The 7,010-nt window shown below is 66.5% G+C and carries 9 protein-coding genes; 4 read left to right on the plus strand and 5 right to left on the minus strand.

The window, feature by feature from the left end; translation table 11 throughout:
- Both VF662_RS14240 and bla read left to right on the plus strand, forming a co-directional pair.
- On the plus strand, positions 1–474 hold a 474-nt coding region (locus VF662_RS14240; protein ID WP_464142421.1), incomplete at its 5' end, for an SDR family oxidoreductase.
- A gap of 22 nt (positions 475–496) precedes the next feature.
- Entirely contained in the window at positions 497–1,372 is an 876-nt protein-coding gene (gene bla / locus VF662_RS14245; RefSeq protein WP_464142422.1) for a subclass B3 metallo-beta-lactamase, read from the plus strand.
- A gap of 11 nt (positions 1,373–1,383) precedes the next feature.
- Here the strand turns inward: bla and VF662_RS14250 are convergent, their stop codons facing one another.
- From VF662_RS14250 to VF662_RS14260, 3 genes are all read right to left on the minus strand, one after another.
- Complete coding sequence (locus tag VF662_RS14250; protein ID WP_464142423.1) at positions 1,384–1,788, minus strand: YunG family protein; 405 nt, start codon at positions 1,786–1,788, stop codon at positions 1,384–1,386.
- Positions 1,789–1,832: 44 nt separating this feature from the next.
- The gene (locus tag VF662_RS14255; RefSeq protein ID WP_464142424.1) at positions 1,833–2,495 is read right to left on the minus strand and encodes a hypothetical protein; all 663 of its coding nucleotides are present in this window, start codon (positions 2,493–2,495) and stop codon (positions 1,833–1,835) included.
- Between the two features lie 214 nt (positions 2,496–2,709).
- Complete coding sequence (locus tag VF662_RS14260; RefSeq protein WP_464142425.1) at positions 2,710–3,762, minus strand: S66 peptidase family protein; 1,053 nt, start codon at positions 3,760–3,762, stop codon at positions 2,710–2,712.
- Positions 3,763–3,993: 231 nt separating this feature from the next.
- On the opposite strand from VF662_RS14260, the gene VF662_RS14265 reads away from it, so the two are divergent.
- A complete protein-coding gene (locus VF662_RS14265; protein WP_464142427.1) occupies positions 3,994–4,434 on the plus strand; it encodes a hypothetical protein in 441 nt (146 codons plus the stop codon).
- 39 nt (positions 4,435–4,473) lie between these two features.
- Here the strand turns inward: VF662_RS14265 and VF662_RS14270 are convergent, their stop codons facing one another.
- Positions 4,474–4,710, minus strand: a complete 237-nt coding sequence (locus VF662_RS14270; RefSeq protein WP_464142429.1) for a DUF6894 family protein — start codon at positions 4,708–4,710, stop codon at positions 4,474–4,476.
- Between the two features lie 245 nt (positions 4,711–4,955).
- Here VF662_RS14270 and VF662_RS14275 point away from each other — a divergent pair, with 245 nt between their 5' ends.
- The gene (locus VF662_RS14275; RefSeq protein ID WP_464142431.1) at positions 4,956–5,705 is read left to right on the plus strand and encodes a Crp/Fnr family transcriptional regulator; all 750 of its coding nucleotides are present in this window, start codon (positions 4,956–4,958) and stop codon (positions 5,703–5,705) included.
- 606 nt (positions 5,706–6,311) lie between these two features.
- Here VF662_RS14275 and VF662_RS14280 read toward each other — a convergent pair.
- Entirely contained in the window at positions 6,312–6,890 is a 579-nt protein-coding gene (locus VF662_RS14280; RefSeq protein ID WP_464142433.1) for a hypothetical protein, read from the minus strand.
- Between the last annotated feature and the right edge of the window lie 120 nt (positions 6,891–7,010).

Below are 7,010 nucleotides of genomic sequence, written 5' to 3' on the forward strand. Positions count from 1 at the left end.
GTGAAGCGCTACCCGATCCACCAGTTCGAGCTCGCAATCCAGATCAACCTGATCGGCACCTTCCGCGTCCTCGCCGCCTCCGCCGCCGGGATGGCCGATCTGGAGCCGCTCGAGGACGGCGAGAAGGGTCTCATCATCAACACCGCGTCGGTCGCCGCTCAGGACGGCCAGATCGGCCAGGCCGCCTACAGCGCGTCCAAGGCCGGGGTGCTCGGAATGGCGCTCCCGATCGCCCGCGACCTGATGGGGGAGGGGATCCGCGTCAACACAATCCTCCCCGGCGTGTTCGAAACGCCGATGGTCGCGATGATGCCGCAGAACGTGAAGGACGCTTTGGGCGCCCAGGTCCCGTTCCCCAAGCGCCTCGGGCGCGCGGAGGAATATGCCCGCCTCGCCGTCTTCATGGCCGAGAACGTCTACCTCAACGGCGAATATGTCCGCCTCGACGGGGCAATCCGGATGGCGCCGCGCTAACTTTCGGGGGAGGAACGCTTCAATGAAGCTCCGCACGATCGGCGCTTTGACGGCCGCGATGATAGCGGCAGGCGCTCCCGCCCAGGAGCGGGAAGACCCGCTGACTCGTCCGATCGTCGGCCAGCGCACCGCCGAGTGGCTCGCTCCGCGCACGCCCGCCCGCCTTTTCGGGAATACCTATCTGGTCGGCTTCGGCGGCCTCAGCGTCGCCCTGATCGACACCGGCGAGGGGCTGATCCTGATCGACGGCGCGCTCCCTCAGGCGGCTCCGTCCATCCTCGCCAATGTCCGCAAGCTCGGCTTCGATCCCCGGCGCATCCGCTACATCCTCAGCACGGAGCCGCATTTCGACCATGCGGGCGGGCTGGCGGCGCTGGCCCGGGATACGGGCGCCACTGTGGTCGCAAGCGCGCGCGGCGCGGAAGGGCTCCGTTCGGGGCGCCTTGCCGCCGACGATCCGCAACGCAGCCTTGACCACCGCTTCCCGCCGGTCGCCCGCGTTCGCGCCGTCGGAGATCGCGAGGTCCTCCGCCTCGGCAACACGAACGTGACGGCCCACGCGACGCCCGGTCATACGATGGGCAGCATGAGCTGGAGCTGGCGATCGTGCGAGGCGCGCCGCTGCCGCAATATCGTCTTCGCATCGAGCCTCAATCCCGTCTCCGGCGACGGCTACCGCTTCACCGCGCCCTCGAGCCAGGGCATCGTCGCCGCCTTCGGCCGCACCCACGCGAAGGTGAAGGCGCTGCGCTGCGACATCCTCATAACCGCGCACCCCGACCCCGCCGATGCAGGCGGCTATACCGACCGCCTCGGCGCATGCCGTGCCTATGCCGAGAAATCGCAGCGAGCGCTCGCCGCGCGGCTGGCCGAGGAGCGCGCGGCGGGGCGGCGTTAGCCCAGCCGGCCTCACCCTTCGAGCTGGATCAGCACCCGCTCGAGGAGCAGCCGGCAGCGTTCGACCGTCGGCGGGCTGTCGCCCAGCTGAAGCCGGTCGAGAAGCTTGAACTGCGTCACCTTCGCGCCCGCCCCGAACTGCTGCCAGGTGAGGTCCACGTGCACCGGCGGTTCGGCGGACGGATCGACGTTCCAGAAATGCCATTCGACGCCTCGCCCGGTATCGACCTCACCCGAAGCGATCTCGAAGCGGGGGAAGAACCACTGCACCACCCGCGACGTCGGATAGCATTGCCCCAGCGCCGGGTTGCCGGCCTCAGAGGCTCCGAGATAGGCGGTGCGGCTGTCCCAACTCGCCTCCAGCGCCGCCCGCAGCCGCGGGAGGGACACGCAGGGCAGGGCGGTTTCCGAATTCATCCTTCAGCGCAGGTGGAGGCAAAGCTGTAAAACCCAGGCGGATCTCATTGCTGCTTCATGCTGAGGCCGAACGTCGCCTCGCCCAGCAGGTCGCTCATCAAATTCGGCTGTGCCCCCGCCTTCGTCTCGCGCTGCTTCGTCAGGATCCAGCCGCGGACCAGCCCCACCTGCACCCGGTAGGCACGTTCGCGCCCGTTCACCCGGCTGACATAGTTCAGCGTCCTGTGCTCCGGTCCTTCTCCGGGCTTGGGACGAGCGATGACGGTCAGGCCGCCGGCCGGCGCATAGCCCGGCTGCCTCTGCGCCCCGGCCAGCGCGGCAGCCGCGACCGATTCCGTCGTCGCCCCGGCGGGCGCACGCTGCACCATGATCCTGTAGACCGCGCCTTCACCCTTGGTCTCGCACGATGCTCCATCGGCCGAAGCCGCCAGGATCTGCTGGTCCTTCTTGCCTAAGGGGCACACCAGGCCCGACGGCCGGTGACGTGCCCGTCCGCCGTTGGCATCGCTGATGTCCTCGAAGAACGAAGCGGCGCCGGCTCGCGCCAGCTCGGCGGCGATCCGCTCCTTGGTGCGTGCCAGCTCCTTTGCCGACATCGGCTCGACGATCTTGATCCCGAGGCGCGCCAGCGCGTCCTTCGAAGATCGCTGCGCGGCGGCGGGACAGGAGACCGCGACAAGCGCCGCGGCGATCAGGAGAGGCCGCATCTTCCATCCTTTGCCTTGCCGGGAAGCATTTCGTTCTTTGTCAGCGTAGTGCAACAGCTGCCTCTCGGCAACGCTCGCAAAACGCTATTGCACGGCATCTGTATTGTGTTACCAATACAGTGCTGGCGAGCCACACTCCCAGTGGTCCGGTGCCCTTGCTTCATCCCCGAGGGCACCGGGCCATCTTCGCTCCGCACGGTCGCGGCGGCACCCGCTACGCCACCGCCGGCTCCAATATCCGGATCGTGCCCGCCTCGGCGTCGATCTCCGCCCGCGTACCCACGGGGATGCTGACCTGGTTCGGCACGTGGCCGATCGGAGCGCCCTGGAACGCCGGCACGCCGAGCGGCTCCAGATGCTGCTTCAGCACCTCCGAAAGGGTGAAACCGCCGAACGAGGGGCCGTTGCCCCGGCAGTCGGTGCATTGCCCGAAGACCACGCCCGCCACCCGCCGGAGCACGCCGCCGAGCGCGAGCTGGGTCAGCATCCGGTCGATCCGGTATTCGGCTTCGTTCGTGTCCTCGATGAACAGGATCGCGCCGTCGAAGCTCGGCAGGTAGGGCGTCCCCATCAAGGCCGTCAGGACCGTCAGATTGCCTCCGAGCAGCCGGCCCGAAGCCTTGCCCGGCCGGAACGTGCGGACCTGCCCGCCGCGCTGCACCAGCCGGTCCTCGGAGCCCTTGAGCGGGCCGTAAAGCGGCGTCTGCGCGTCGAAGACGAGCGGGCGGAAGGCGTTCCACGAAAATTCGGTCCATGCGCTCGCGGCGGTCGGCCCGTGGATGGTGGTGAAGCCGGCGCGCGCCGCGAACGCCATGTGGAGCGCCGTGATGTCGCTGAAGCCGATCAGCAGCTTCGGGTTGGCGCGGATCGTCGCCCAGTCGAGGTAAGGCAGGATCCGGGCGCTGCCCCAGCCGCCGCGGATCGCGAACACCGCCCGCACGTCCTTGTCGGCATACATTGCATTGAGGTCTTCGGCCCGCTCCCGGTCCTTGCCGGCAAGGTAGCCGAAGCGCGATCCGACATGCGGCGCGACCTTGGGAACGAGCCCCATCGCCGCCACCGTCTGCCTGATGAGCGCGAGATCGAACGTGTCGTCGGTGAAGCCCGCCGGCTCAACCAGGCCGACCGTATCGCCCTGCCGAAGCCGCGCCGGCTTTCGCATCGCGGCCCCGGAACGCGAGGATTGGGCAAAGGCCGGCCCAAGCGGCAGCGCCAACGCCGCCGCCAGCCCCAGCCCGGTGTGAATGGCATCTCGTCTGCTGTGCATCGGGGGATCGTAGCACCAGTGTCCGGCTCGCGCGAGCCCGGGCGGATGACGCGCGCGTGCGGCGCCGAGATCAGGGCGGGAGTGGCGATCCCTTTCCGCCCGTCCCCGGCATTGCGCGCGCCTCGTCCGCGTGCCGCCGCCACCCCATAAGGTTCGGGGGAGGGCGCGTATGTGCTTGACTGGGCAGGGATTCTAGCCGCTGATCAGTCCATCACAGGGATGGAGAGCGATGTGAGTTTTGCGAGATGGGCCGTTGCGATGACGGCGGCCGGGCTCCTCGCCGCCCAGCCTTGCGCTGCGGCCGGCGACGGCGCGGGATGGGAGCAGCGGCGGATGTCCGCCTTTGCCGGCGTCAACCTCCGGATGCCGCTCGGCGGCGCCAAGCCCGCGCGTCCGTCGGCACGGCTTCAGCTCACCACCGGCTATCAATTGCGCGACGCCCGCACCGGCGCGCTTCGGACGTTCCAGCCTAAGGGCCTGGAGATCGGCGCCGCCGGCAACGGCGCTCCGAGCTTCTATCTGAACGGCCGGCACAGCGCCGAACTCCGGAAAAGCGCCGCGCTCACAGGCTCTACCAGCGACACGGTGTGGATCGTCCTCGGCGTCGCACTGGTGGCGGTGGCGGTGCTGGTGCTCAGCAACTCGTCCGAACTTCCCGGCCCGCCGGTCTAGCGCTTCCGGTAGTTCGTTCTCCATCCGCGCGGGGGCCGATTATTCCTTGATGTCGACTGCATCCCGGAAGGTGATCGTGAGCACCTTCTCGCCCTGCTCGTCCACGACATCGATCCAGTGCGAGAGCACGAAATAGCCGCGCCTCACCTGCTCGCCGATAAGGTCGCGGGCACCCCGCAGCGCATTCAGGCGGGCGGCTGCGAGATTGGGCAGTTCTGCGCCTTCCTCGTCCTCGGCAATTACGTCGTCGTAAACATGGAAGAAATAACGTGGCACGAAGCGGCTCCTCGCGATTGGGGCGGGAGCGCGGCGGTCTCTCAGCCGTCGAAGCCCAAGGCTTTCTCGACGATGCTTCTCCACTATCAGGTGCCACCGATTAAATCTATGTTTTTATGAATGTTTCTATCATTTATTAAGGTCTGCTCCCGCAAGTGTGTTATGGTGACTTATCGCTGGACTGCTATCTGGGCGCCGGCGACTGAGAGATTCTTGTGCTCCCGCCCCAATGCCGGAGACCATGAATGACCGCCTCTCAGCACCCTCTCGAACTGTTGGTCCGCAACCTCGAGCTGCGCTCGCCGCTTCCGCCGGAAGACCGGGAAGCGGTGCTGAACCTGCCTCACTCGGTTCGCACGCTCGAGGCGGGAACCTACACGATACGTGAAGCCGATGCTCCGGAGCATTGCTCCGTTCTGGTCTCGGGCTTCGCTTATCGGCAGAAGCTGACGGGGGACGGGTCGCGGCAGATCGTCGCTCTGCACATACCCGGCGATGCACTCGATTTTCAGAACCTGTTCCTCGACGTGTCGGACCACAGCCTTCAGATGCTGACCCGGGCCGAGGTCGCATTCCTCATGATACGCGATCTGCAGGTGCTCGCCCGCGAGCGCCCGGCGGTGGGGCACGCGATCCTCGTGAAGATACTCGTCGAAGCCTCGATCTTCCGCGAGTGGGTGCTCAATGTCGGCAGGAGGGATTCACGCTCGCGTGTTGCACACCTGTTGTGCGAACTGGGCGTCCGGCTCGACGCGGAGGGTCTGGCGGAGGATTACGGCTACGAATTGCCGATGACTCAGGAACAGCTTGCCGATGCCGTCGGCCTGACTCCCGTGCACGTCAACCGGACGTTGAAGGCGCTCGAAGCCGAAGGGCTGATCGTGCGCTCGAAGCGGTCGGTGAGTTTCCCCGACTGGAAGCGGTTGCGGCTCGCCGGCGACTTCAACCAGCGCTACCTCCACTTGCAGCCCCAGCGATCCGGCGCGCCAGGCTGATCCAGCCCGGGGGGAGCGTCCGCTTTCACGTATTGCGGGCATTCGAACCGGCGGTGTAGCCTCGCCTGATGCCCATTTGGCTTCGTATCGCGATTGCTGCGCTCCTGCTTATCCCTGCGGACTCAGCAGAGGCTCTGTGCATCTACCGAGGGGTCGATAACGCCCGCACATCCATCAGGCAGGAATATGCCGACTCGCGCTGGGTGGTCCGGGCACGAGTGCTCAGCGCGGCCAACGGCGTGGTTGAAGCAGGAAAGCCCGATGCCGGGATGCGATGGACGACGTACCGGCTGCAAGTGATCCACTCCTATAAGGGCCAGCCGCCCCGGCAGATCAGGTTCTTCACAATGCGGAGCAGCGGCGGCTTCTACATGGACCGGCCTTGGGTGCCACTTCCGCGTGCACACGATATCGGCGGCGAATATCTGCTCTTCCTCAATCCAATGCTGCCCCATCGGGGCCAGCCGAGAGCAGAGCGCGGCGCGGCCTCCGTCAACTACAATTGCGGCCAGTCTCGACCATGGCGAGAAGTCTCGGCAGCGTCGCGCCGATTGCTAGCGTCACTTTGGCAACGCTGAACGTCCGCTTTCCACCCATTGCGGGCGTTCACCCGGCCAGGGTCTGAGGCCAATATCGCCAGGCGTAGAAGCAGATCAGGACGGCCGGAACGGCGTAGTCGAGGATCGGCCGCCGGATGAGCGCCAGGAGCAGGAAAGCTGCCAAGGGAACGAGTATCCTCACCCAGTCGAACAGGGTTGCCCCGTCGCCGACCGACGACTGGCTCCCGCCGAACACCAGCCACAGAAGGAAGTAGGCAAGCTGGCTGGCGGCGAATGTGCCCCAGAAGTAGCGCCGGTTGCGTTCGTAGAACGCTCTTAGATCGCACCCGTCCGCGACCTCGTCGGGCAAACAGGCGGCGGCTGTGAGCACCAGGAGCAGGATGTGGATGAACAATGCCGCGTAGACGGGAAAAGCCAGCGCGACCTGCAGATCGCGCAGCGTCCACTGGGCGAACCAGATCCGGATGATCTCGACCACCACCAGCGCCGCCGCAACGAGGATCCGGCCATCCCAGACGATGGTTCGGGCATGTCGCATGAGCCGGTGAAAACTCATCACGACGTCGGCGAGCGCAAGGCTCATCAAGATCGAAATCAGCCCAAGCGCATATTCGAATGGCGACATGCCCCACCCCCCGTTCCTGGAGTAACCGAAACGGGGGGAGAGCGGAACGTCCGTTTCCACTCATCGCGAGCCTTCAATCGGAAGTCCGTCTTCCACCCGTAGCCGACATCACCGCGCTTC

The sequence above is a fragment of the Allosphingosinicella sp. genome (assembly GCF_036387215.1).
Lineage (GTDB): Bacteria > Pseudomonadota > Alphaproteobacteria > Sphingomonadales > Sphingomonadaceae > Allosphingosinicella.

Bases quoted from the DNA above. Each gene is read 5' to 3' on its own strand.
- bla (WP_464142422.1), top strand. From the start codon at position 497: ATGAAGCTCCGCACGATCGGCGCTTTGACGGCCGCGATGATAGCGGCA.
- VF662_RS14250 (WP_464142423.1), bottom strand. From the start codon at position 1,788: ATGAATTCGGAAACCGCCCTGCCCTGCGTGTCCCTCCCGCGGCTGCGG.
- VF662_RS14255 (WP_464142424.1), bottom strand. From the start codon at position 2,495: ATGCGGCCTCTCCTGATCGCCGCGGCGCTTGTCGCGGTCTCCTGTCCC.
- VF662_RS14260 (WP_464142425.1), bottom strand. From the start codon at position 3,762: ATGCACAGCAGACGAGATGCCATTCACACCGGGCTGGGGCTGGCGGCG.
- VF662_RS14275 (WP_464142431.1), top strand. From the start codon at position 4,956: ATGACCGCCTCTCAGCACCCTCTCGAACTGTTGGTCCGCAACCTCGAG.
- VF662_RS14280 (WP_464142433.1), bottom strand. From the start codon at position 6,890: ATGTCGCCATTCGAATATGCGCTTGGGCTGATTTCGATCTTGATGAGC.